We start from the raw sequence: 20,784 nt of genomic DNA, 5'->3' as shown, positions 1-20,784 counted from the left end.
GCGACGGCGTCAGACGCTGTGGGTGAGGGGGGCCGACTCCTGCTCGCTGACGGCGGCGTCGACCGGGCCGGCCATCGCCGCGGCGGCCGTCGTCGGCGTCGTGGCCGGGGCCCGCCGCGAGGCCAGGAAGTCCAGGCGCGCGGCCTCACGGGCCTGCTCGCGGTCGAGCTCGGCCTGGCGGGCGGCGGCCCGGGCGGCCGCGAGCGTGCGGGTGTTCTCGCGTGCGCGGGCGGCAGCGGCCGAGGAGGCGCGGCGCGCGGTCGCCCCCGTGGCCCGGGCGGCGACGACGGCTCCGGCCGCCGTGGCCCGGCTGCCGTGGCGCACGCCGTCCCAGGTCGAGCGGGCGGCCGGTCGGGCGTGGGTCGCGACGGTGCCTCCCGTCGTGCGGAACCAGGCGACGACGACGGGCGTGGTGCGCCGTGCCCAGGCGACGGTCGCGCGCGACGCGCGACGCACGGCACGCGCCGTCGCCCGACCTGCCCGGGCCAGGGCGTCGCCGACCGTGCGGGCCACCGCGGCGACGTGGGCGGCGGCGGTCGACAGGGCGGGGCGGAGGCGGTCGGCCAGCGTCGGCGCGGCCGGAGCCTGGTCGCCCGTCGTCGCCGCCGTGGTGGTCTCGTGGGGTGCGTCCCCGGGCGTCGGCAGCGTCGTGGTGGGCAGCGGCGTCGCGGTGTCGGCCCGTGCCGCCGCTCCTGCGGCCGCGGCCGAGGTCGCGGGGAGAGGCGACGTCGGGGCGGCGACCACGGGGGCGGTCGCGAGCGAGGCGGCGACCGCAGGTCGTCCGGCGGGCGGGACGCGCGCCTCCCGGGGTGCCGGGGCGGTCGTGAGCGGCGAGGGGGCCGCGGACCGCTCGTCGGCGGCGACCGGCGCCGGGTCGTCGTGGGGGAGGGCTCCCAGCACGCGGTCGGCCAGGCCGACGAGGGCGACGGTGACACCGCCGACGGCGAGGGCGGCGCCGAGCAGCCAGATGCCGACCGTGACGAAGTCGAGTTCGCCGAGCGGCATGAACCCGCCCGAGAACAGCCCCACGCTCGCCAACCGGAAGGTCGCGGCCAGGACGAGCGCGGCACCGGAGACCAGCATGGCGAGCGCGATCCAGCCCGTGACTGCTGCCTTGCCCATGCGACACCTCCTGGCGCGGGACGCCTCACCGACGGTCGGTCCGGGCGGATGTCCCCTGCGAATGTAACCCCGAGGGGGGCTCGACCGGAACCCGCGGTGTCGGACGCGCCGTTCCCGGGCGATGCTCGGCTTCTGCGGGGGCTTCTCGGATGCTGGGTCGAGAGGATCGGGCGCATGGCCAACTTCGACCGTCTCCTGGGTGCCGCCGCTCGTGCGCTCGGCAACTCGTCCTCTTCTTCGTCCGGCCGCGGTGGCGCGTCCGGCGGCTCGACCGACTGGCGCGACATGGTGCGCAAGGTCTCCGACAAGGTCACCGGCGACGACCGTCAGAACGGGCAGCAGTCCCAGCCCGGCGGGTACGGCGCGCCCCGGCAGCCGCAGCACCAGCAGCCGCAGCACCAGCAGGGCGTCGGGCGTCCGGGCGCCGGCGGCCACGCCCCGCAGGGGTCGGCTGCCGACCGCGCGGCCCTCGCCAAGTACGACTACCTGCTGCAGACCGCGCCGCCGCAGCAGCTCGAGCAGGTGCACCGCGACGCCTTCGAGCGCCTCACGCCCGAGCAGCGCCAGCAGGTGCTCGCCCGGTTGAGCGCCGAGGTGCCCGCGGGCGAGCGTCCCGCCTCGAGCGAGCCCGCCGACCTCGCCCGCGCGGCGACGCGGGGCGAGACGGCGCACCCCGGCCTCATGAAGCGCGTGCTCGGCAGCACGGGCGGCAAGGTCGCGGCGGGTGCGGCGGTCGGTGCGGGCGTGGCCGGCGTCGCGGGCCTCGCCGTCGCCGTCGCCGGTGCGGCGGCCGTCAGCAGCGTCGCCCTGCCGTTGCTGGGCGATGCCGTGGCCTCGGGCATCGACTTCGACCAGCTGACGAACGGGTTCGGCTTCGAGGGGCTCGACGGCCTCACCGCCGGCGGCGAGGAGTACCTCGGCGGCCTCGGCGAGCAGGTCGGCGGCCTGGGCGAGCAGGTCGGTGGGCTCGGCGACCAGCTCGGCAGCCTCGGCGAGGGGTTCCGGCTCCCCGGGCTCGGCGACTTCTTCGAGCGCTGACGCCCCACCCGCCGAGACCCCACGATCTCGCCGAGACCCCCGTGCGCGCAGCGGGGTCCGGGCGACGTCCTGGGGTCTCGCCTGGGTAGCCTCGGCGCATGATCGCGATCTCGGCCGGCATCGCCGTCGTCTTCCTGTCGCTGTTCGTCGTGTCGCGACGCCGCGACGCCCGGCGGTTCCGCAACGGGGTGTTCCTGCTCATGGCCGGCGGGTTCGGCCTCGTCACCGCGACAGGTGTCCTCGTCGCGGTCTTCCCGCCCTTCGCCCTGCTGATCGTCCTCGCGGTCGCCCTCGTGCCGGTGCTCGTGCTGGCTCTCGCAGTCTTCGCGATCGCCAACGGCGTCACGATGCTGCGGTCCGAGGGGCGCAGCCTCGGCAACCTCCTCTCGCTGCTCGCCGGGCTCGCCCTGATCGGCGTGCCGTTCCTCGTGGTGACGATCGTGGTGGCGGCCGGCCGGACGACCGTGCCCGTGCTGCAGGACGTCGTCTTCGTCCTGGCCCTGGTGATCGTGTTCGTCTCGGGGTACGCGGCGGCCACCTTCGCCGCCTTCACCCTCTGGTCGCTCGTCTACGCCCGACCCCGCGAACGTGAGCTGCCCGACGCCGTGATCGTGCTCGGCTCGGGGCTCGTCCGCGGCGAGGTGCCGCCGCTGCTGCGCAGCCGACTCGATCGGGCCCTCGCGATCTACCGCTCCGCCCCGGACGGCACGCGTCGGCCGTTGCTCGTGCCGTCCGGCGGCCAGGGGGCGGACGAGCCCCGACCCGAGGGCGAGGCCATGGCCGAGTACCTCGTCGCCCACGGGGCCGACCCGGCCGACGTGCGACCCGAGACCGCCTCGCGCAGCACCCGCGAGAACCTCGTGCTGTCCCGACGGGTGCTCGCCGAGGCCGCGCGCGAGGGCTCGACCCTGGTCGTCACCAACGACTACCACGTGCTGCGGGCGGCGCTGTTGGCGCGCGACACGGGCAGCAGCGCCGACGTCGTGGCGTCGCCGACCGCCGCCTACTACGTGCCGAGCGCCTTCCTGCGCGAGTGGGTGGCCGTCATGGTCGAGCACAAGGCGTTGAACCTGTTGCTCGTGGCCCCGTTCGTGGTGCTGATCGCGGCCTGGGTCGTGTCGCTGCACGCCTGACCGGGGCCGCCGAGGAGGCGCGGTGAGGGGAGCGCCGGCACCGCGCCTCCTGCGGTCGCCCGGCACCGCGCCTCCTGCGGTCGCGTGGCATCGCGTCGCGCCGCGCCGCGCAGGGCCGCGCCGACGCTCAGGACGGCCGGGTCGCCGTGCCCTCGTCCACCGCGAGGTCGGTCGCGGCCTCGTCGCGCTCGCGGACGGCCGCCCCGTCGCCGTCGTGCTGCAGTCGGTAGTGGAACCTGCCGGCGCCGAGGACCGGCAGGGCGCCGGTGACGGGATCGGGCTCGCCGTCGTGGACGCGCCGGACGCGCAGGTGCTGCCCGCGCACGAGCCACGCGATGGCGACGCCGGCGGCCACGAAGCCCGACGCCGCCGCGACCCCGATCGCCCAGCGCGGGCCGGCCACGTTCGCGACCCAGCCGACCACCGGGGCTCCGAGCGGGGTGCCGCCGGTGAAGACGGCCATGTAGAGCGCCATGACGCGGCCACGCATGCGCGGTGCCGTCGTGAGCTGCACGGTGGCGTTCGCCGTCGTCATCAGCGTGATCGACGCGAGCCCCACGGTGACGAGCACGGCCGCGAAGCTCCAGTAGGTCGGCATGACCGCCGCGACGAGGGAGGCCACGCCGAAGGCGAGGGCCGCGGTGACGAGCACCCGCCAGCGGGGTCTCTCGCGGCGGGCCGAGAGCAGGGCGCCGACCAGGGAGCCCACGGCGATCGACGACGACAGCAGGCCGAACCCGCTGGCGTCCACGCCGAACTCGACGCTCGCCATGGTCGAGGTGAAGATCGCGAAGTTCAGGCCGAAGGTGCCGATGACGAAGACCATGACGAACACGACGACCAGGTCGGGCCGCGACCGCACGTAGCGGAACCCCTCGCGGATCTGCCCCTTCGCCCGCGACACGGCCGGCTTCAGTTCGAGCTGGGCGACCCGGATGAACCGCAGCGACAGCAGCACGGCGGCGAACGACCCGGCGTTGATGACGAACACCCAGCCGGTGCCGATCGTGGCGATCAGGACGCCCGCGACCGCCGGTCCGACCAGGCGGGCGCCGTTGAACGAGGCCGAGTTGAGGCTGACGGCGTTGGTGAGGTGCCCCGGGGGGACCAGCTCGGACACGAAGCTCTGTCGCACCGGAGCGTCGATCGCCGCGGCCACGCCGAGCAGCAGGGCGAAGAGGTAGACCATCCAGAGCTGCACGCTGTCGGTCAGCACGAGCAGGCCCAGGCCGAGCCCGAGCAGGCCCATGCTCAGCTGCGTGACCATCAGCAGGCGTCGACGGTCGAAGCGGTCGGCGATCAGCCCGGTGATGGGCACCATCAGGATGGGCGGCGCGAACTGCAACGCCATCGTGATGCCGAGCGCCGTGGCGTCGTTGTCGGTCAGGTCGGTGAGGACGAGCCAGTCCTGCGCCGTGCGCTGCATCCAGGTGCCGACGTTCGAGACGAGGGCCCCGGCGAACCAGAGGCGGTAGTTGAACAGCGACAGGCTGCGGAACATCGCGGTCACGAGCGGGTCAGCTTCCGAAGGATGTCGGTCGCCTCGGCCAGGGTGCGGCGTTCGTCGGCGGTCAGGGCCGAGAGGCGGGGCAGCAGCCACTCGTCGCGACGCCGCCGCGTCTCGAAGACGAACGCCGCCCCGGCCTCGGTGGTCTCGAGCAGCACGCGCCGCTTGTCGTCGTCGTCGACGGTGCGGCGCAGCAGGCCGGCGTCGACGAGCTTGCCGACGGTGCGGTTCATCGACGGGGGAGTCACGCCCTCGTGCGCCGTCAGCGCCCCGATCGTCAGCGGTTGGTTCTGCACGACGTAGCCGAGTGCGGCCATCTGGGCGTCCGTGACGTCGGCGTCGGCCTTCTGCTGCCGCAGCCGCCGGGCGAGGCGCAGCACCGCCCCACGGACGTCGGTGGCGAGCTGGGCGTGGGGCAGGGCCCGAGCGGTGGGAGGCGCGGAGTCGGTCATCGCGGGCCACGATACTCGTTTAGTTCGGCTAAGTAAACGTCTGGGTGCGGGGTGTGCGATGCGCGGCACCCGGAGGCGGCACGGCACCGGCGTGCGCCTAGGCTCGGATCGATGAGCGACGACGACGTCCCGGCCGAGCCGACCCGCCCCTCCTGGCTGTCCGGGCGGGGGGCCGTGCTGACGGTGGCGCTCATCGTGGGCATCTCGCCGTTCGCGACCGACATGTACATCCCCGCCCTGCCGGCGATCGCGCGCGACCTCGGCGCCACGACGGCCGAGGTGCAGCTCAGTCTCACGGCGTTCCTGGTCGCCTTCGCCGTGGGCCAGATCGTGATCGGGCCGATCAGCGACGGGCGGGGCAGGAGGCGCGTCCTGCTGGGCGGGACGCTCCTGTTCGCCCTCGCCTCGATCGCCTGCGCCGTGGCCCCCGACGCGGCGACCCTCGTGGTGGCGCGCGTCGCGCAGGGCCTCGGCGGTGCGGCGGGCTCGGTGGCCGCCCGCGCCATGGTGGGGGACTCGACGACGGGGCTGGTGCGCAGCCGCCTCTTCGCGACGCTCGCCGCGATCAACGCCGTCGGGCCCGTCGTCGCGCCGCTCGTCGGCGGCGTCGTGCTCTCGGTGTCGACCTGGCGGGCGACGTTCGTCGTCCTCGCCGTGCTCGGGGCGGCGTTGACCTGGGCCGCCGCGCGTCGCCTGCCCGAGACCCTCGTCGACCCCGAGCCGGGGGCGGGCTCGCTGCTCGCGTCCCTGCGGCGGATGGGCACCCTGCTGGCGATGCCGAGGTTCCGCTGGTACCTGGTGACGGGCTGCGCGGCGACGATCGGGTTCTTCTCGTACATCGCGACGTCGTCGTTCGTCTTCCAGGAGCAGTACGGCTTCGGCGAGGGCCTCTACACGCTCGTCTTCGCCTCGAACGCCTCGTGCATGATCGCCTCGACCCTGGTGTTCCGCCGGCTCGTGGGGCGCTTCGCCGAGGACCACCTCTTCACCGCGGGGCTCGTCACCTGCACGGTCGGCTCGGCCCTCGTGCTGGTCGGCGCGCTGACGGGTCTCGGCCCCGCGCTCGTCTGGCCGGCGCTGGCCCTCGTGACGGCGGGCTGGGGCTGGGTGATCCCCGGGTCGATCACGCTGACGCAGGCCCTCGGGCACCGGGCGCCGGGCACCGCCGCCGCGCTCGCCGGCGGCCTCCAGTTCGGGCTCGGCGGGGCGGCGACCCCGCTCGCCGGGGCACTCGGCGGCACCGCCGTCGTCATGGGCGCGCTGATGCTCGGCTTCATCGCCACCGGGCTGGCCGTGCAGGCGTGGGCGTCGTCGCGAGGTGGCAGCCCGGCGACCTGACCCGGCGGCGCGACCCGCGCCTGCTGCGGTCGACGGCGCGACCCGCGCCTCCTGCGGTCGGCGGCGCGACCCGCGCCTCCTGCGGTCGACGGGGGGTGGTGCGCCGGGCGGCGCGGTGCCACCCTGGGCTCGACGTCGACCGGCGCCGCGACCCGAGGAGGACACCGTGACCGTGCAACTCACCCCGTACCTGGCGTTCCGCGACCGGACGCGCGAGGCCTTCGACTTCTACGCGACGGTCTTCGGCGGCACGCCGACCTTCAGCACGTTCGGCGAGTTCGGCGTCGGCACGCCCGCCGAGGCCGAGAAGGTCATGCACGGTCAGTTGCAGACGCCGTCGGGCCTGCTGTTGATGGGAGCCGACCGGCCCGACTCGTACCCGCTCGAAGAGGCCAGCAGCGTGTCGTTGTCGCTCTTCGGCGGCCCGGACGACGCCGCCGCGTTGACGGGCTGGTTCGACGCGCTCGCCGTGGGCGGCACCGTGCACGAGGCCCTGGCGCAGGCGCCGTGGGGCGACTCGTTCGGCATGCTCGACGACCGGTACGGCCAGCACTGGATGGTCAACATCGGCGGCACAGCGGCCTGAGCCCGGCCGGGCGGTCGCGCGCTCGCGCGGCAAAACGACACGTGTTGCCCCGAACTCCATGCAAGCGTATGTTCGCAGGCGGGCTCGTCGACGAGCCCGACCGGCCCCGACGGTCGGCCACGATCGAGGAAGGCACGCACCATGGCACGGTTCAGCGACAAGACGGCACTCGTCACCGGCGGGGGGAGCGGCATCGGCGCCGCGATCTCGCGCTCCCTGGCGGCCGAGGGCGCCTCGGTCGTCGTCACCGACATCAAGCTCGACGCGGCGCAGGGCGTCGTCGACCAGATCGTCGCCGCGGGCGGCACGGCGGTCGCGTTCGAGCAGAACACCGCGAAGCCCGAGCAGTCCGAGGCGGCCGTCGAGTTCGCGAAGTCGACCTACGGCGCCCTGCACCTCGCCGTCAACAACGCGGGCATCGGCGCACCGGCCGCCGACATCGGCGACTACGACATCGCCGCCTGGGACCGCGTCCGTTCCGTCGACCTCGACGGCGTCTTCTACGGCCTGCGCTACCAGCTGCCCGCCATGGTCGAGGCCGGCGGCGGCTCGATCGTCAACATGAGCTCGGTGCTCGGCTCGGTCGGCATCGCGCAGAACGCGGCCTACGTCGCGAGCAAGCACGCCCTGGTCGGCCTGACCAAGGTCGCGGCCCTCGAGTACTCGAAGCGCGGCGTCCGCACCAACGCCGTCGGCCCCGGCTTCATCGACACGCCCCTCGTGCGCTCGTCGCTCGACGGCGACGCCCTCTCGTACCTCGAGGCGCAGCACGCCACCGGCCGCCTGGGGACCGACGCCGAGGTCTCCGCCCTCGTCCTGTTCCTGCTGAGCGACGAGGCCTCGTTCGTCACCGGCAGCTACCACCTCGTCGACGGCGGCTACTCGGCGCACTGACGTCGGAGTCCGAGGAGGCGCGGTGCGGGCGGTCCCGCACCGCGCCTCCTGCCGTCCCGCTTCAGCCCCGCTTCAGCGCGCGCCCGCCATGATGGGCACGACGCGCACCCGCGCGACCGAGGGAGGGCCACCGTGCGCGTGCTCGTCGTCGAGGACCAGTCGACACTGGCCGACGGGCTGCGGCTCGGTCTCGAGGCCGAGGGCATCGCGGTCGACGTCGCGGGGACCGGCACCGACGGGCTCTGGCGGACCCGAGAGGGCAGCTACGACGTGGTCGTCCTCGACATCATGCTGCCGGGCATGAGCGGGTACGCCGTCTGCCGGGCGATGCGCGAGGGCGGCGACTGGACTCCCGTCATCATGCTGACCGCCAAGGACGGCGAGTGGGACCAGGTCGAGGCCCTCGACACCGGCGCCGACGACTACCTCACCAAGCCGTTCTCGTTCGCCGTGCTGCTCGCCCGGCTGCGGGCCCTCGTCCGCCGCGGCGCCCGAGAACGCCCCGTGGTGCTCGAAGCCGGCGACCTGCGCGTCGACCCCGCCTCGCGGAGCGTCCACCGCGGAGACGTCGAGGTCGAGCTGACCAGCCGCGAGTTCGCCGTGCTCGAGTTCCTGATGCGTCACGCCGGCAGCGTGGTCACGAAGCGCGAGGTCCTCGACGGGGTCTGGAACGACGACTTCGAGGGCGACCCCAACATCGTCGAGGTCTACGTGCGTCACCTGCGCAACAAGGTCGACCGGCCCTTCGGCCGCGAGGCCATCGTCACGCTGCGCGGGGCGGGGTACCGCCTGGAGGCGCGGGGTGGCTGAGCGGACCGGTCGCGACCGCGTCGCCGGGCTCGACCCGACCGTCGGCGGCGGGCGCGGCCGGGCCCGGCGGGCGTCGCTGCGGTCGCGCATCACGGCGGCCGCCGTGCTGGCCGTCGCCCTGACCCTCGGGCTCTTCACCCTCGTCTTCGCGCTCGTGCAGCAGGCCGTGCTCGCCGACGCCCCGCGTCAGGCCGCCTCGGCCGACGTGGACCGTGCCGTGTCGGCGCTCGCCATCGGCTCGTCCCCGTCGGTGGCCGTCGCCGGTGAGGCCGACGGATCGCTGGTCGTGGTGACCGACGCGTCCGGGCGGGTGCTCGCCTCGGGCGGAGACGACGACCTCACCGACCTCGCCTCGTCCATCGCGTCGGCCGCCTCGGGCGACCGCGTGGACCTCGACGGCGGCGACTTCGTGGTCGAACGCCAGGACGTGGGGGTCGAGAGCACGCCGACGCCCACCCCCGTCGTTCCCGAGGCGACCCCGACGCCGACCCCGTCGGAGTCGTCCGACGACGACTCGGGCGGCGATTCGGGGTCCGGCGACGACTCCGGCGGCGGGTCGGGCTCGGACGACTCCGGCGGCGACGACTCCGGCACCGACGCGGCGCCCTCCGGCGACGCGTCGGTGAGCCCGGAGGCGGCCACCACGCCCGTCGAGACGGTCACGACCGAGTACGCCGTCGTCGCCGCGCGCTCCCTCGGGGAGGCGAGCGCCGCCTCCTCCGCCAGCCTCGTCACGCTCGGCATCGCGATCCCGGTGGCGCTGCTGGTGCTCGGGGTCACCACGTGGCTGGTCGTGGGCCGGGCACTCCGCCCGGTCGAGTCGATGCGGCGCGAGGTCGACTCGGTCACGGCCCAGAGCCTGTCGCACCGGTTGCCCGACCCGGGCGGCAGCGACGAGATCGCCCGCCTCGCGCACACGCTGAACGGCATGCTCGACCGGCTCGACTCGTCGGCCACGGCCCAGCGGCGCTTCGTCGGCGACGCCTCGCACGAGCTGAAGACCCCCCTCGCGACGATCCGCCAGCACGCCGAGGTCGCCCTGCTGCACCCCGGCAGCATCGACGGCGCCGCGCTCGCCGGCACCGTCCTCGGCGAGGAGGCGCGGCTGACGGCGCTCGTGCAGGGCCTGCTGGTCCTCGCGCGGGCCGACGAGGGCGCCCTCGGGGTCACGCGTCGCCCCGTCGACCTCGACGACCTCGTGGTCGCCGAGACGGCCCGGCTGCGGGACGCACCGACCGTCGACGGCCGCGGCCGGCTCGGCGTCGACGCGACCGCCGTGGGCCCCGCACGGGTCGACGGCGACGAGGGATTGCTCGGCCAGGTCGTGCACAACCTCGTGGCCAACGCGGCCCGCCACGCCGACTCGCGCGTCGCCGTCGCCCTGTCCGAGCACGACGGCGGCGTCGCGCTGACCGTCGACGACGACGGTGCGGGCGTCGCCGAGGCCGACCGCGAGCGGGTGTTCGAACGCTTCGTGCGACTCGACGAGGCCCGTGCCCGCGACTCGGGCGGCAGCGGCCTCGGGCTCGCCATCGTGCGCGAGATCGTCCGCGTCCACGGAGGCGCGGTGTCGGTCACGGCCTCCCCCCTCGGTGGTGCCCGCTTCGTGGTGACGTTGCCCGCCGGCTCGGCCTGAGTCGGGCGCCTCACCCCGCCCTCCACGGTCCGGCACCGCGTTTCGAGCACGACGCCGGGTCTGGACGGGGTGCAGTGCACGAAACGCGGTGCACCGGGCCGGGAGCGCGCGACCGGGCCGACCCGCGCCTCCTGAACGGTTCTTCAGGTGGCTTCAGCACGGGTTCAGTGCCCGCTCGAGAGGGTGTGGTCACCCGCTCGACAGAGCGGCATCGACCGGCCGCACCGCGGCCCCACGGACGGAGACACCATGCTGAAGAACACCCTCACCACGAAGAAGTCCCTGCTGATCGCCGGTGGCATCGCGGGCGTGCTCGTCCTCGGGGGCGGTGGCGTGGCCATCGCCTCGGGCTCCGACGACCACGTGTCGACGCAGAGCCGCGACCGGGCCCAGGAGGCGGCGCTCGCCGAGACCGGCGGCGGCACCGTCACCGAGGTGGACACCCTCGACGACGGACTCGTCGGCTACGAGGTCGAGGTCGTGCTGCCGGACGGTCGCGAGGCGAAGGTGCTGCTCGACGGCGACTACGCGGTCACGTCGAGCCGCGTTGACGACGACTCGTCGCGGTCGGTGACGACGCCGGCCCCGGTGGCGGGCGACGACTCGCCCGGCTCGGCGGCGACGCCGACGCCCCTGGCGGACGACTCGCGGCGCGGGTCGGTGACGACGCCGACCCCGGTGCCGGCGGACGACTCCGGTCACCACTCGGGCTCGCGCGTCGACGACCACGACGGCGACGACGACCACGGCCACGACGACGACGACCACTGAGCCGACGTCGTCCGACCGACCCGGCGTCACGACGGGCCGCGACCGAGAGGGGCCGCCACCGAGACGGGCCGCCACCGAGACGGGCCGCCACCCGCGAGGGGGCGGCCCGTCGTGCCGTCGTGGGGGGAGGACGCGGCGCCGGGTGGAAGACTCGACCCATGCCGACCTTCTCCGCCGCCCGAGGCGACTTCACCTTCGTCGACGCCGACGGCGTCACCGTCCACTACTACGTCTGGCGTGCCGCCTCGGCGCGGGGCGTCGTGCAACTCGCCCACGGGGTGGCCGAGCACGCGCTGCGCTACGAACGGTTGGCGAACGACCTCGTGCGAGCCGGCTACACGGTCTACGCCGACGACCACCTGGGGCACGGAGAGACCGGCCTCGGCCAGTGGGACGGCGATCACGCCAAGCTAGGACGGCTCGGGCCGTCGGGCCTGCGCGGCACGATCGCCGAGGTCGTCCAGCTGGCGGGCATCGCCCGTGCCGAGAACCCGGGCCTGCCGCTCGTCGGGCTCGGGCACTCGTGGGGCTCGCTCATGATGCAGAAGATCGTCGACCGCCGGGCGTCGCTCTTCGACGCGGTCGTGTTGAGCGGCACGGCGTACCGGATGCCCGGCAGCATGAACGGCGGCGACCTGAACGCTCGGCACGCGCACGAGGGCGGCACGGGCTACGAGTGGCTCAGCCGCGATCGCGGCGTCGTCGAACGAGCCGAGGCCGACCCCCTGATGACCGTCGCGACCGTCGTCGACCTGTTCGGCTACCGCGACGCCCTGCGGCTGTTCGGTCGCCCGTCGCGGTCGCTCGACGCCGATCCGCCCGTGTTGATCCTGGTCGGCAGCGACGACACCCTCGGCGGCGAGGAGAGCGCCCGCAAGCTCGCCGACGCCTACGTGAACCGCAGTCGGCTGAGCGACGTCGAGCTGATCGTCTACGACGGGGCCCGGCACGAGGTCTTCAACGAGACCAACCGCGACGAGGTCGTGGCCGACCTGGTGCGATGGCTCGACGAGCGCGTCGGACAGCGGGCATAGGCTGCCCCCATGCACGGTGAGTACAAGGTCCCAGGCGGAAAGCTCGTGGTCGTCGACCTCGACGTGAGAGAGGGCCGCATCGCCGGGTTCCGACTCGCGGGCGACTTCTTCCTCGAACCCGACACGGCGCTCGACGCCATCGACCGGGCGGTCAACGGCCTGCCGGTCGAGTCCGACGCGGCCACCATCGCCGCGGCGATCAGGCAGGGCCTGCCGGACGACGCCGTCCTGCTCGGCTTCACGCCGGAGGCCATCGCCGTGGCGATCCGCCGAAGCCTCTCGAAGGCCACCGACTGGCGCGACTACGACTGGCAGATCGTGCACGACGCCCCGGTGTCGCCCAACCTGCACCTCGCCCTCGACCAGGTGCTCACCGAAGAGGTCGGTGCCGGTCGCCGCGGCCCCACGTTGCGCTTCTGGGAGTGGGACCAGCCGGCCGTGGTCATCGGCAGCTTCCAGTCGCTCAAGAACGAGGTCGACCTCGACGCCGCCTCGACGCACGGCTTCGAGGTCGTCCGGCGCATCAGCGGTGGCGGTGCCATGTTCATGGACGCCCAGTCGATCGTGACCTACTCGCTCTACGCCCCGGGCGAGCTCGTCCAGGGCATGAGCTTCGCCGACTCGTACGCCTACCTCGACGAGTGGGTCATCACCGCCCTCAAATCGCTCGGCATCGACGCGTTCTACCAGCCGCTCAACGACATCACCAGCGCCAAGGGCAAGATCGGCGGGGCCGCGCAGAAGCGGCTCGGCAACGGCGCCCTGCTGCACCACGCCACCATGTCGTACGACATGGACGGCGACAAGATGGTGCAGGTGCTGCGCATCGGACGCGAGAAGATGAGCGACAAGGGCACGACGAGCGCCGCCAAGCGCGTCGACCCCTTGCGCAGCCAGACCGGCCTGCCCCGCGCCGAGATCATCGAGCGCCTGAAGCAGACCTTCACCGGGCTCTACGGCGCGACCCAGGGGCACGTCACCGAGGCCGAGCTCGAGAAGGCCGAGCAGCTCGTGACCTCGAAGTTCGCGACGCCCGAGTGGCTGGCGCGCGTGCCCTGAGCCCGGACGGGCGCGGACGAGGCGACCCGCGCCTCCCGACCCGCCCCGGCGGTCGGTCCGGCCCCGGCGGCCGGGCCGTCGTCAGCGGTCGAGCAACTCGCGGTAGTCGACGTGGTCCTCGACGAAGTCGACCACGAACGGGCAGAGCGGCACGACCCTCAGGTCGGTGTTCTCGCGCACGTCGTCGAGGGCGCCCTGGACGAGCCGTGCACCGAGGCCGGCCGACCGGCGACTGGGCTCGATCTCGGTGTGGGTGAAGCGGATCTCGTGGCCGACGACGTCGTAGGCCGCGAAGCCGACGGTCTCGCCGTCCTCGACGAGGGCGTACTGGTTCTGGGTGGGACGGTTCTCTACCTCGGTGGTCATCCCGACACGCTACGCGCCCCCGGCCGGTGATCGGGCACGTGCCGGTGCCCGGCAGGCAGCAGAATGGACGGATGCCCCTCGACTGGACCAGCGCCTCCCCGAGCCTCGTGGTCCACGGCGACGCCCTCGACGTGACGGCCCGGCTGCCCGACGGCGGGTTCACGATCGTCTACCTCGACCCACCGTTCAACACCGGGCGGCAGCAACGGCGCCGCTCCACCACGTCGGTGCGCAGCGCCGAGGACTCGGTCACCTCGGTCGCCGGCTTCAAGGGCGTGCGGTACGAGCGCATCCGCGGCGACCTGATGGGCTACGACGACCGGTTCGAGGACTACTGGTCGTTCCTCGAGCCGCGCCTCGCCGAGGCCTGGCGGTTGCTCGCCCCCGACGGCACGCTCTACCTGCACCTCGACTACCGCGAGGCGCACTACGCCAAGGTGCTGCTCGACGCCCTGTTCGGGCGGGACTGCTTCTTGAACGAGATCATCTGGGCCTACGACTACGGCGCGAAGAGCCGCAACCGGTGGCCGACCAAGCACGACACGATCCTCGTCTACGTCAAGGACCCCAAGCGCTACCACTTCGACTCGACCAGCGTCGACCGCGAGCCCTACATGGCGCCGGGCCTCGTCACGCCCGAGAAGGTCGCGCGCGGCAAGCTGCCGACCGACGTGTGGTGGCACACGATCGTGTCGCCGACGGGCCGCGAGAAGACCGGCTACCCGACGCAGAAGCCCGAGGGGGTGCTCCGACGCATCGTGCAGGCGTCGAGTCGCGAGGGCGACTGGGTGCTCGACTTCTTCGCCGGCAGCGGCACGACCGGCGCCGTGGCCGAGGCCCTGGGGCGGCGTTACCTGCTCGTCGACAGCAACGACGAGGCGGTGGGGGTCATGCGCAGGCGGCTGCCGTCGGCGCGGGTCGAGTCGATCTGACCGCGTGCAGGTCGGCGACCGAGGCGACGGTCGTGACCGAGCCGCGGACGAACGACACGAGCTGCTCGTGCGTGAGGCCCTGCATCTGCTGGGCCGAGAGGCCCGGCGACGTGCTCATCGGACCGCGCCGAGGGCGAGGACGAGGGCGGCGACCAGGCTGACGCTCGCGCCGGTGGCGGCCGTGGCGATGACGGCGAGCGTCCGCTGGCGGGCGGTGTCTCGCACCTCCGAGAAGGTGCTGCGGGGGGTGGGGCGGTCACTGCGGGCGACGTCGATGGTGGTCATGTTCGGCTCGTCTCCGGCAACCCTGCGCTGCCTGGCGGAACGGTGGAAGTGCTTCTGACGGTCACGACACCGCCGTGAACCGGCGTCGTCCGGTCAGCCTGGCACCCTGCGTCTAGTCCGTCTAGACAATTCACCGGTTGTTCGCACAACGGCTGATGCCGGCGGTCGAGCGACCCCCGGGAGGCGCGGGTCAGGAGGTCGCGTCGCCCGCCTCGGCCACCGCGGCCGGCCGGTCGGCGTCGTCGACGTGGTGGTCGTCGATCTCGATCGCGGCCGTCATGCGCTGCAGGAACCCCACGACGACGGCGGCCTGGTCGGGGTCGAGCGACTCGGCCGTCGAGATCATGCGCGCGTGCATCGCGGCCATCGTGTCACGCACCTCGGAGTTCGACTCGCCGGTGGCCGTGAGCAGCACGCCGCGCTTGTCGGACGGGTGCGGGTGGCGCAGCATGTGTCCACTCGCCACGAGGCGGTTGATCAGCACCGAGGTCGAGGCCGAGGTGATCTTCAGCTGCGTGGCCAGTTCTTTGGCGGTCACGCTGTCACCCCGGCGTTGGGCCCGGAGCAGGAACCTCAGGGCGGCGAGGTCGGTGTCGTTCATCTTCATCGACTTGCGGGTGCGGGCTCGCATGGCGACCTCGGCCGCGCGGTAGGCGCGCAGGGTGTTCAGCACGGTGACGCCGCGTTCTTCGGTGCTGCTGCTGTACCAGTAACCGGACGCGTCGAACGGTGCGGCGGTGGCGTGCTGATCGGGCATGCGGTGAGTCTAACCCGCCTCGCTAGCCCGTCTAGCTAAAAATTTTTTCGCTGACCAGGCGTTTCTTCGGCCGACGAGAAAGGCCGCACGCCCGGTGGGCGTGCGGCCTTCGGTCGTCTCGCCTCCCGCGTGAGCTTCACGGGCAGGGAACGCCGGACACGAGACGATCCTTTCGGCGTCGAAACGCCGTCGGAGGAACGCTACCCGACGGTCGCCGCCTCGCGACACCAGCTCGCGGGCATCCGGCGACGGTCGGGGCTCTTCGGTGACCCCGCGGGCGCCCTCGTCACGCCCGCGGAGGTGCGTCGTCGCGACGCTCACCGGCCGGCACGACGTCGATCGACCCCGTGTCGGGGGCGACGAGCGAGCCGGTCTGCGCGGCGGCGGCCTGGGCCGAGAGCGCGGCGTCGGCGGCGACGGCGGCACGGGCGTCGTCGGCCGCCTCGTCGATGGCCGACTTCTGGCGCAGCGGCGTCGCCTTGAGGAAGAAGCTCAGCGCGAAGGCCACCAGGACGACCGCCAGGGCCACCCAGAACACGGTGACGGCCGCGTTCGCGAACCCGTCGAGGAACGGTGCGGCCAGGCGCCGGTCGGCCGTGTTGAGGAACGACGTGTTGCCGTCGAGCGCCCCGCTCACCTGCGACGTGTCTCCGCTGCCGGCCGCCTGGTAGAGCTTGAGGATCGAGGCGTTCGCCGGATCGGACAGCACCGACTGGTCGGCGAGGGCGGCCTGGGCGCGTCCCTGCAGGCTCGCATCGGCGAACGCGGCGGCGATCGTCTGCGGGATGCGGCTGAAGAGGACCGAGAACAGCACCGCGGTGCCGAGCGTGCCGCCGATCTGCCGGAAGAACGTCGAGGCGGACGTGGCCACGCCGATGTCGCGGGGGCCGACCGAGTTCTGCGACGCGATGGTCAGGGTCTGCATCAGCTGCCCGAGGCCCAGGCCGACCAGCAGCATGCCGACCATCATGAACCAGTACGGCTTGTCGAACGAGAGGTTCGTGAACCAGAAGAAGCCGGCGGCCATGAAGGCCGTGCCCGTGATCGGGAAGACCTTGTACCTGCCGGTGCGCGAGATGAGCTGGCCGGCGACGATCGACGAGATCATCAGGCCGGCGATCATCGGCAGCATCTGGAACCCGCTCTCGGTCGGCGTGGCGCCGTTGACGAGCTGCAGGTACAGCGGCACCGTGAGCAGGGCGCCGAACATGCCGAAGCCGACGAGCACGCCGAGCACGGTGGCCATCGAGAAGGTCGGGTTGCGGAAGAGCTTGAGCGGGATCAGCGCGTCGTCGCCCATCGACCGTTCGATCACGACGAAGGCGACGATGCCGACGGCCCCGATCACGTAGCAGGCGAACGCCCCGGGCGAGCTCCAGCCCCAGATGCGGCCCTGTTCGGCCACCAGCAGCAGCGGCACGGCGGCCACGATGACGGCCGCGGCGCCGAACCAGTCGATGCGCACGTTCTCGCGGCGCTTCTGACCCGGGATGTGCAGGAAGCGCACGACGATGAAGAGCGCCACGACGCCGATCGGCACGTTGACCAGGAAGACCCAGCGCCAGCCGGTCACGAAGAGGATCTGGTCGGCACCGGCGAAGAGCCCGCCGACGAGCGGCCCGATGACGCTCGAGATGCCGAACACGGCCAGGAAGTAGCCCTGGTACTTGGCGCGCTCGCGCGGGGCGAGGATGTCGCCCATGATCGTCAGCGGCAACGCCATCAGGCCGCCGGCACCCATGCCCTGGATCGCCCGGAAGATCGCCAGCTGGTACATGCTCTCCGAGAAGCCGGCCGCGACCGACCCGAGCAGGAAGATCGAGATGGCGATCAAGAACAACGGGCGGCGGCCGAAGATGTCGCTGAGCTTGCCGTAGATCGGAGTCGAGATGGTCGACACGATCAGGTAGGCGGTGGTCACCCACGCCTGCAGGCTGAGCCCGTCGAGGTCGTCGGCGATCGTCCGCATCGAGGTGCCGACGATCGTCTGGTCGAGGGCCGAGAGGAACATGCCGGCCATGAGCCCGAAGATCACGTAGAGGATCTGACGGTGGGTCATCAGGCCCTCGCGCTCGGCGGGGGCCGTGGTCGTGGGGGCGGAGGCAGCGCTCGACATGGTGTCTTCCTGTCAGGGGGAGGGGACTCGACGCGACGTTGCGCAGAACGCAAAGTTACTTCACGAGCAAGCTTCCGACAACAAGAGGGATCGTCCCGTCGATGCCGGGCGCGTGACCGTCACGCCGCCCGTGACTAGGCTCGACGCGATGTCTCGACGCCACCTCCTGCCGCGCCCCGCGGTGACCGTCCTGGCGGCCGTCCTCGCGACGGGCCTGCTCGCCGCCTGTTCGGACGGTCCGCCCGGACCCGGCCCGTCCGGGTCGACGGCGACCACGTCGGCTGCGACCGCGACGCCGACGGCCACCGAGACCCCGACCCCGACCGAGGAGGCGCCTCCCACGTCCCCCACGACACCCGCGTTCGACGAGACGGCCCTGTCGGTCGACGACCCCGCCAGCCTCTGGGTCGTCAGCGACAAGCTGCGTCCGCTCGATCCGGTCGACTACGCGCCCACCGACCTCGTCACGCCCGACGTCGCGCACCAGAACCCGCCGACGCTGCGGGCCGAGCCGGCGGCCGCCGTCGTCGCGATGTTCCAGGCCGGCGAAGCCGAGGGGGCCGGGGCGTTCCAGGTGCAGAGCGCCTACCGCTCGTACGACACCCAGGTGAGCGTCTACGCCGGATGGGTGCAGCGCCTCGGCCAGGCCCAGGCCGACGCCCAGAGCGCCCGCCCGGGCTTCAGCGAGCACCAGACCGGGCTCGCCCTCGACATCAGCCCGGTGCCGCTGAGCTGTGCCCTGCAGGCCTGCTTCGGCGACACGACCCAGGGGCGGTGGCTCGCCGCGAACGCGTGGCGCTTCGGGTTCTTGCTGCGGTACCCGGCCGACAAGGTCGCCGTGACCGGCTTCACCTACGAGCCCTGGCACTTCCGGTACGTCGGTGTGCCCCTCGCGACCGAGATGCACGACACGGGCGTCACCACGCTCGAGGAGTTCTTCGGCCTGCCCGCCGCCCCCGACTACGCCGGCTGACGCGCGTGTTCGTCCGTCGCCCGCCCGCCGACGAGAAGCCCGCCACGGGCTGGCAGTTCGTCGTCATCGGCCTGGTCTTCATCGCCCTCGGCGTGGGGGCGTTCCTGGCCTTCAGCTACTGGAACTGGCAGGGGCGCACCGAGGGACTGGCCCTGTTCGGCGTGCCGACCGGCGTCGTGATGATCATCTGGGGCATCACCCTGCTCGTCCGTGACGCGGTGCGCCGGCGACGGGCCCGCCGCGCCGACTGACGCCGGAGCCCGACACCGGAAGACGGGCGTGCTCGTCGGACCCGGGCGACCGCAGTCGCCCGCAGTCGCCGGACACGCCCGTCGGGCGGTGCGGGAGGCGCGGGTCAGGCCCCGAGCGCCGCGTCGACGATCGTCCTGGCCTCGGCCTGCACGCGCGCCAGGTGCTCGGGGCCCTCGAACGACTCGGCGTAGATCTTGTAGACGTCCTCGGTGCCGCTCGGGCGGGCGGCGAACCAGGCCTTGTCGGTGACCACCTTGACGCCGCCGACGGCCGCGTCGTTGCCGGGGGCCTTGCTGAGCTTGGCCGTGATGCGGTAGCCCGCGAGCTCGGTGGCCTCGATGGCGTCGCCGTCGAGCTTGCCCAGTCGGGTCTTCTGCTCTTTGGTGGCGGCCGCGTCGACCCGCTGGTACACCGGGTCGCCGAACTTCTCGACCAGCTCGGAGTACAGCTGCGACGGGGTCTTACCCGTGACCGCGATGATCTCGCTCGCGAGCAGCGCCAGCAGGATGCCGTCCTTGTCGGTCGTCCAGACGGTGCCGTCCTTGCGGAGGAAGGACGCGCCGGCGCTCTCCTCCCCGCCGAACGCGACCGAGCCGTCGACGAGGCCGGGGACGAACCACTTGAAGCCGACCGGGACCTCCCACAGGCGACGCCCGTGCGACTCGGCGACCTTGTCGATGATGCTCGACGAGACGAGGGTCTTGCCGACCGCCGCGTCGTCGCGCCACTCGGGCCGGTGCGTGTAGAGGTAGTCGATGGCCACCGCGAGGTAGTGGTTCGGGTTCATCAGGCCGCCGTCGGGCGTGACGATGCCGTGACGGTCGGCGTCGGCGTCGTTGCCCGTCAGCACGTCGAACTCGTCCTTGCGGTGCACGACGCTGGCCATGGCCGAGGGGCTCGACGGGTCCATGCGGATCTTGCCGTCCCAGTCGAGGGTCATGAAGCGCCAGGTCGGGTCGACGCCGGGGTTGGTGACGGTGAGGTCGAGGCCGTAGACGTCGCGGATCGCGCCCCAGTACTCGACGCTCGCGCCACCGAGCGGGTCGGCGCCGATCTTCACGCCGGCCGCCTTGATGGCGTCGATGTCGATGATGTTGACGAGATCGCCCACGTAGCCGCGCAGGAAGTCGTGGCGACCGGGCGTGCCGACGCCGCGCTTCACGTCCACGTTGCCGGCGGCGATGATCTCGTTGGCGCGGTTCGCGATCCACGTGGTGGCGTCGCTGTCGGCCGGGCCGCCGTGCGGCGGGTTGTACTTGAAGCCGCCGTCCCGGGGCGGGTTGTGGCTCGGGGTGACGACGATGCCGTCGGCCTTGTCGGTGTTCGCCGGGTCGTTGTTGTAGACGAGGATCGCGTGGCTCAGCGCGGGCGTCGGCACGTAGCCGCCCTCGGCGTCGGCCAGCACCGTCACGTCGTTGCCGGTCAGCACCTCGACGGCCGTGCGCTCGGCGGGACCGCTGAGGATGTGCGTGTCGCGCCCGATGAAGAGCGGGCCGGTGATGCCCTGCCCGGCGCGGTACTCGACGATCGCCTGCGTGATGGCGGCGATGTGGGTCTCGTTGAACGCGGCGTCGAGCGACGAGCCGCGGTGGCCCGAGGTGCCGAAGACCACCTTCTGCTCGACCTTCGTCACGTCGGGGACGAGGTCGTAGTACGCGGCCGAGACCGCTTCGGGGTCGATCAGGTCGCTGGCTTCTGCGGGGGTTCCGGCACGGTCGGTCAT

General features: G+C 73.0%; 21 protein-coding genes. 13 read left to right on the top strand and 8 right to left on the bottom strand.

What is annotated here, in order from left to right; genetic code table 11:
• Nucleotides 1-9 precede the first annotated feature (9 nt).
• A complete protein-coding gene (locus ABID81_RS12175; protein WP_354595052.1) occupies nucleotides 10-1,122 on the bottom strand; it encodes a hypothetical protein in 1,113 nt (370 codons plus the stop codon).
• Between the two features lie 174 nt (nucleotides 1,123-1,296).
• Here ABID81_RS12175 and ABID81_RS12170 point away from each other — a divergent pair, with 174 nt between their 5' ends.
• Both ABID81_RS12170 and ABID81_RS12165 read left to right on the top strand, forming a co-directional pair.
• On the top strand, nucleotides 1,297-2,160 hold the full coding sequence (locus ABID81_RS12170; RefSeq protein WP_354595051.1) for a cation-transporting ATPase: 864 nt from the start codon (nucleotides 1,297-1,299) through the stop codon (nucleotides 2,158-2,160).
• A gap of 98 nt (nucleotides 2,161-2,258) precedes the next feature.
• On the top strand, nucleotides 2,259-3,293 hold the full coding sequence (locus tag ABID81_RS12165) for a YdcF family protein (protein WP_354595050.1): 1,035 nt from the start codon (nucleotides 2,259-2,261) through the stop codon (nucleotides 3,291-3,293).
• Nucleotides 3,294-3,420: 127 nt separating this feature from the next.
• Here ABID81_RS12165 and ABID81_RS12160 read toward each other — a convergent pair whose 3' ends face one another.
• Complete coding sequence (locus ABID81_RS12160) at nucleotides 3,421-4,803, bottom strand: MFS transporter (RefSeq protein WP_354595049.1); 1,383 nt, start codon at nucleotides 4,801-4,803, stop codon at nucleotides 3,421-3,423.
• Nucleotides 4,800-5,252 (bottom strand): MarR family winged helix-turn-helix transcriptional regulator, encoded by a 453-nt coding sequence (locus ABID81_RS12155; RefSeq protein WP_354595048.1) that lies wholly within the window; start codon nucleotides 5,250-5,252, stop codon nucleotides 4,800-4,802. Before ABID81_RS12155 ends, ABID81_RS12160 begins: the two co-directional genes overlap by 4 nt.
• A gap of 111 nt (nucleotides 5,253-5,363) precedes the next feature.
• Between ABID81_RS12155 and ABID81_RS12150 the strand changes: the two genes are divergently transcribed.
• The 8 genes from ABID81_RS12150 to lplAB all read left to right on the top strand — a co-directional run bounded on the left by ABID81_RS12150 (nucleotide 5,364) and on the right by lplAB (nucleotide 13,380).
• The gene (locus tag ABID81_RS12150) at nucleotides 5,364-6,590 is read left to right on the top strand and encodes a multidrug effflux MFS transporter (protein WP_354595047.1); all 1,227 of its coding nucleotides are present in this window, start codon (nucleotides 5,364-5,366) and stop codon (nucleotides 6,588-6,590) included.
• Nucleotides 6,591-6,756: 166 nt separating this feature from the next.
• Complete coding sequence (locus ABID81_RS12145) at nucleotides 6,757-7,176, top strand: VOC family protein (RefSeq protein ID WP_354595046.1); 420 nt, start codon at nucleotides 6,757-6,759, stop codon at nucleotides 7,174-7,176.
• 141 nt (nucleotides 7,177-7,317) lie between these two features.
• Nucleotides 7,318-8,070 carry an SDR family NAD(P)-dependent oxidoreductase gene (locus ABID81_RS12140; protein ID WP_354595045.1) on the top strand — a complete coding sequence of 251 codons (753 nt, stop codon included), beginning with the start codon at nucleotides 7,318-7,320 and terminating at the stop codon, nucleotides 8,068-8,070.
• A gap of 132 nt (nucleotides 8,071-8,202) precedes the next feature.
• Complete coding sequence (locus ABID81_RS12135) at nucleotides 8,203-8,880, top strand: response regulator transcription factor (RefSeq protein WP_354595044.1); 678 nt, start codon at nucleotides 8,203-8,205, stop codon at nucleotides 8,878-8,880.
• Nucleotides 8,873-10,516 carry a HAMP domain-containing sensor histidine kinase gene (locus ABID81_RS12130; RefSeq protein WP_354595043.1) on the top strand — a complete coding sequence of 548 codons (1,644 nt, stop codon included), beginning with the start codon at nucleotides 8,873-8,875 and terminating at the stop codon, nucleotides 10,514-10,516. Before ABID81_RS12135 ends, ABID81_RS12130 begins: the two co-directional genes overlap by 8 nt.
• Before the next feature lie 249 nt (nucleotides 10,517-10,765).
• On the top strand, nucleotides 10,766-11,287 hold the full coding sequence (locus ABID81_RS12125; protein ID WP_354595042.1) for a PepSY domain-containing protein: 522 nt from the start codon (nucleotides 10,766-10,768) through the stop codon (nucleotides 11,285-11,287).
• A 158-nt stretch (nucleotides 11,288-11,445) separates the two neighbouring features.
• Nucleotides 11,446-12,321 (top strand): alpha/beta hydrolase, encoded by an 876-nt coding sequence (locus ABID81_RS12120; protein WP_354595041.1) that lies wholly within the window; start codon nucleotides 11,446-11,448, stop codon nucleotides 12,319-12,321.
• Between the two features lie 9 nt (nucleotides 12,322-12,330).
• Nucleotides 12,331-13,380 carry a lipoate-protein ligase LplAB gene (lplAB, locus tag ABID81_RS12115; RefSeq protein ID WP_354595040.1) on the top strand — a complete coding sequence of 350 codons (1,050 nt, stop codon included), beginning with the start codon at nucleotides 12,331-12,333 and terminating at the stop codon, nucleotides 13,378-13,380.
• 81 nt (nucleotides 13,381-13,461) lie between these two features.
• Here the strand turns inward: lplAB and ABID81_RS12110 are convergent, their stop codons facing one another.
• Nucleotides 13,462-13,746: a GNAT family N-acetyltransferase gene (locus tag ABID81_RS12110; RefSeq protein WP_354595039.1), complete on the bottom strand. Its 285-nt coding sequence runs from the start codon at nucleotides 13,744-13,746 to the stop codon at nucleotides 13,462-13,464.
• A gap of 71 nt (nucleotides 13,747-13,817) precedes the next feature.
• Between ABID81_RS12110 and ABID81_RS12105 the strand changes: the two genes are divergently transcribed.
• A complete protein-coding gene (locus tag ABID81_RS12105; RefSeq protein WP_354595038.1) occupies nucleotides 13,818-14,678 on the top strand; it encodes a DNA-methyltransferase in 861 nt (286 codons plus the stop codon).
• 114 nt (nucleotides 14,679-14,792) lie between these two features.
• On the opposite strand, the gene ABID81_RS12100 is transcribed toward ABID81_RS12105, so the two are convergent.
• The 3 genes from ABID81_RS12100 to ABID81_RS12090 form a co-directional block, all read right to left on the bottom strand.
• The gene (locus ABID81_RS12100; RefSeq protein WP_354595037.1) at nucleotides 14,793-14,963 is read right to left on the bottom strand and encodes a hypothetical protein; all 171 of its coding nucleotides are present in this window, start codon (nucleotides 14,961-14,963) and stop codon (nucleotides 14,793-14,795) included.
• Between the two features lie 190 nt (nucleotides 14,964-15,153).
• Nucleotides 15,154-15,720: a MarR family winged helix-turn-helix transcriptional regulator gene (locus tag ABID81_RS12095; RefSeq protein ID WP_354595036.1), complete on the bottom strand. Its 567-nt coding sequence runs from the start codon at nucleotides 15,718-15,720 to the stop codon at nucleotides 15,154-15,156.
• A gap of 286 nt (nucleotides 15,721-16,006) precedes the next feature.
• Nucleotides 16,007-17,836 (bottom strand): MDR family MFS transporter, encoded by a 1,830-nt coding sequence (locus ABID81_RS12090; RefSeq protein WP_354595035.1) that lies wholly within the window; start codon nucleotides 17,834-17,836, stop codon nucleotides 16,007-16,009.
• Nucleotides 17,837-17,984: 148 nt separating this feature from the next.
• On the opposite strand from ABID81_RS12090, the gene ABID81_RS12085 reads away from it, so the two are divergent.
• Together ABID81_RS12085 and ABID81_RS12080 are read left to right on the top strand one after the other, a co-directional pair.
• The gene (locus ABID81_RS12085) at nucleotides 17,985-18,809 is read left to right on the top strand and encodes a M15 family metallopeptidase (RefSeq protein WP_354595034.1); all 825 of its coding nucleotides are present in this window, start codon (nucleotides 17,985-17,987) and stop codon (nucleotides 18,807-18,809) included.
• A gap of 5 nt (nucleotides 18,810-18,814) precedes the next feature.
• Nucleotides 18,815-19,060 (top strand): hypothetical protein, encoded by a 246-nt coding sequence (locus tag ABID81_RS12080; RefSeq protein WP_354595033.1) that lies wholly within the window; start codon nucleotides 18,815-18,817, stop codon nucleotides 19,058-19,060.
• A gap of 104 nt (nucleotides 19,061-19,164) precedes the next feature.
• Here ABID81_RS12080 and pgm read toward each other — a convergent pair whose 3' ends face one another.
• The gene (pgm, locus tag ABID81_RS12075) at nucleotides 19,165-20,784 is read right to left on the bottom strand and encodes a phosphoglucomutase (alpha-D-glucose-1,6-bisphosphate-dependent) (RefSeq protein WP_354595032.1); all 1,620 of its coding nucleotides are present in this window, start codon (nucleotides 20,782-20,784) and stop codon (nucleotides 19,165-19,167) included.

It is taken from the genome of Frigoribacterium sp. PvP054 (assembly GCF_040547465.1).
Taxonomy (GTDB): domain Bacteria; phylum Actinomycetota; class Actinomycetes; order Actinomycetales; family Microbacteriaceae; genus Frigoribacterium.
This window is presented reverse-complemented; position numbering and strand designations above follow the sequence as displayed.

Bases quoted from the DNA above. Each gene is read 5' to 3' on its own strand.
- ABID81_RS12175 (WP_354595052.1), bottom strand. From the start codon at position 1,122: ATGGGCAAGGCAGCAGTCACGGGCTGGATCGCGCTCGCCATGCTGGTC.
- ABID81_RS12170 (WP_354595051.1), top strand. From the start codon at position 1,297: ATGGCCAACTTCGACCGTCTCCTGGGTGCCGCCGCTCGTGCGCTCGGC.
- ABID81_RS12165 (WP_354595050.1), top strand. From the start codon at position 2,259: ATGATCGCGATCTCGGCCGGCATCGCCGTCGTCTTCCTGTCGCTGTTC.
- ABID81_RS12155 (WP_354595048.1), bottom strand. From the start codon at position 5,252: ATGACCGACTCCGCGCCTCCCACCGCTCGGGCCCTGCCCCACGCCCAG.
- ABID81_RS12150 (WP_354595047.1), top strand. From the start codon at position 5,364: ATGAGCGACGACGACGTCCCGGCCGAGCCGACCCGCCCCTCCTGGCTG.
- ABID81_RS12140 (WP_354595045.1), top strand. From the start codon at position 7,318: ATGGCACGGTTCAGCGACAAGACGGCACTCGTCACCGGCGGGGGGAGC.
- ABID81_RS12125 (WP_354595042.1), top strand. From the start codon at position 10,766: ATGCTGAAGAACACCCTCACCACGAAGAAGTCCCTGCTGATCGCCGGT.
- ABID81_RS12120 (WP_354595041.1), top strand. From the start codon at position 11,446: ATGCCGACCTTCTCCGCCGCCCGAGGCGACTTCACCTTCGTCGACGCC.
- lplAB (WP_354595040.1), top strand. From the start codon at position 12,331: ATGCACGGTGAGTACAAGGTCCCAGGCGGAAAGCTCGTGGTCGTCGAC.
- ABID81_RS12110 (WP_354595039.1), bottom strand. From the start codon at position 13,746: ATGACCACCGAGGTAGAGAACCGTCCCACCCAGAACCAGTACGCCCTC.
- ABID81_RS12105 (WP_354595038.1), top strand. From the start codon at position 13,818: ATGCCCCTCGACTGGACCAGCGCCTCCCCGAGCCTCGTGGTCCACGGC.
- ABID81_RS12100 (WP_354595037.1), bottom strand. From the start codon at position 14,963: ATGACCACCATCGACGTCGCCCGCAGTGACCGCCCCACCCCCCGCAGC.
- ABID81_RS12095 (WP_354595036.1), bottom strand. From the start codon at position 15,720: ATGCCCGATCAGCACGCCACCGCCGCACCGTTCGACGCGTCCGGTTAC.
- ABID81_RS12090 (WP_354595035.1), bottom strand. From the start codon at position 17,836: ATGTCGAGCGCTGCCTCCGCCCCCACGACCACGGCCCCCGCCGAGCGC.
- ABID81_RS12085 (WP_354595034.1), top strand. From the start codon at position 17,985: ATGTCTCGACGCCACCTCCTGCCGCGCCCCGCGGTGACCGTCCTGGCG.
- pgm (WP_354595032.1), bottom strand. From the start codon at position 20,784: ATGACCGACCGTGCCGGAACCCCCGCAGAAGCCAGCGACCTGATCGAC.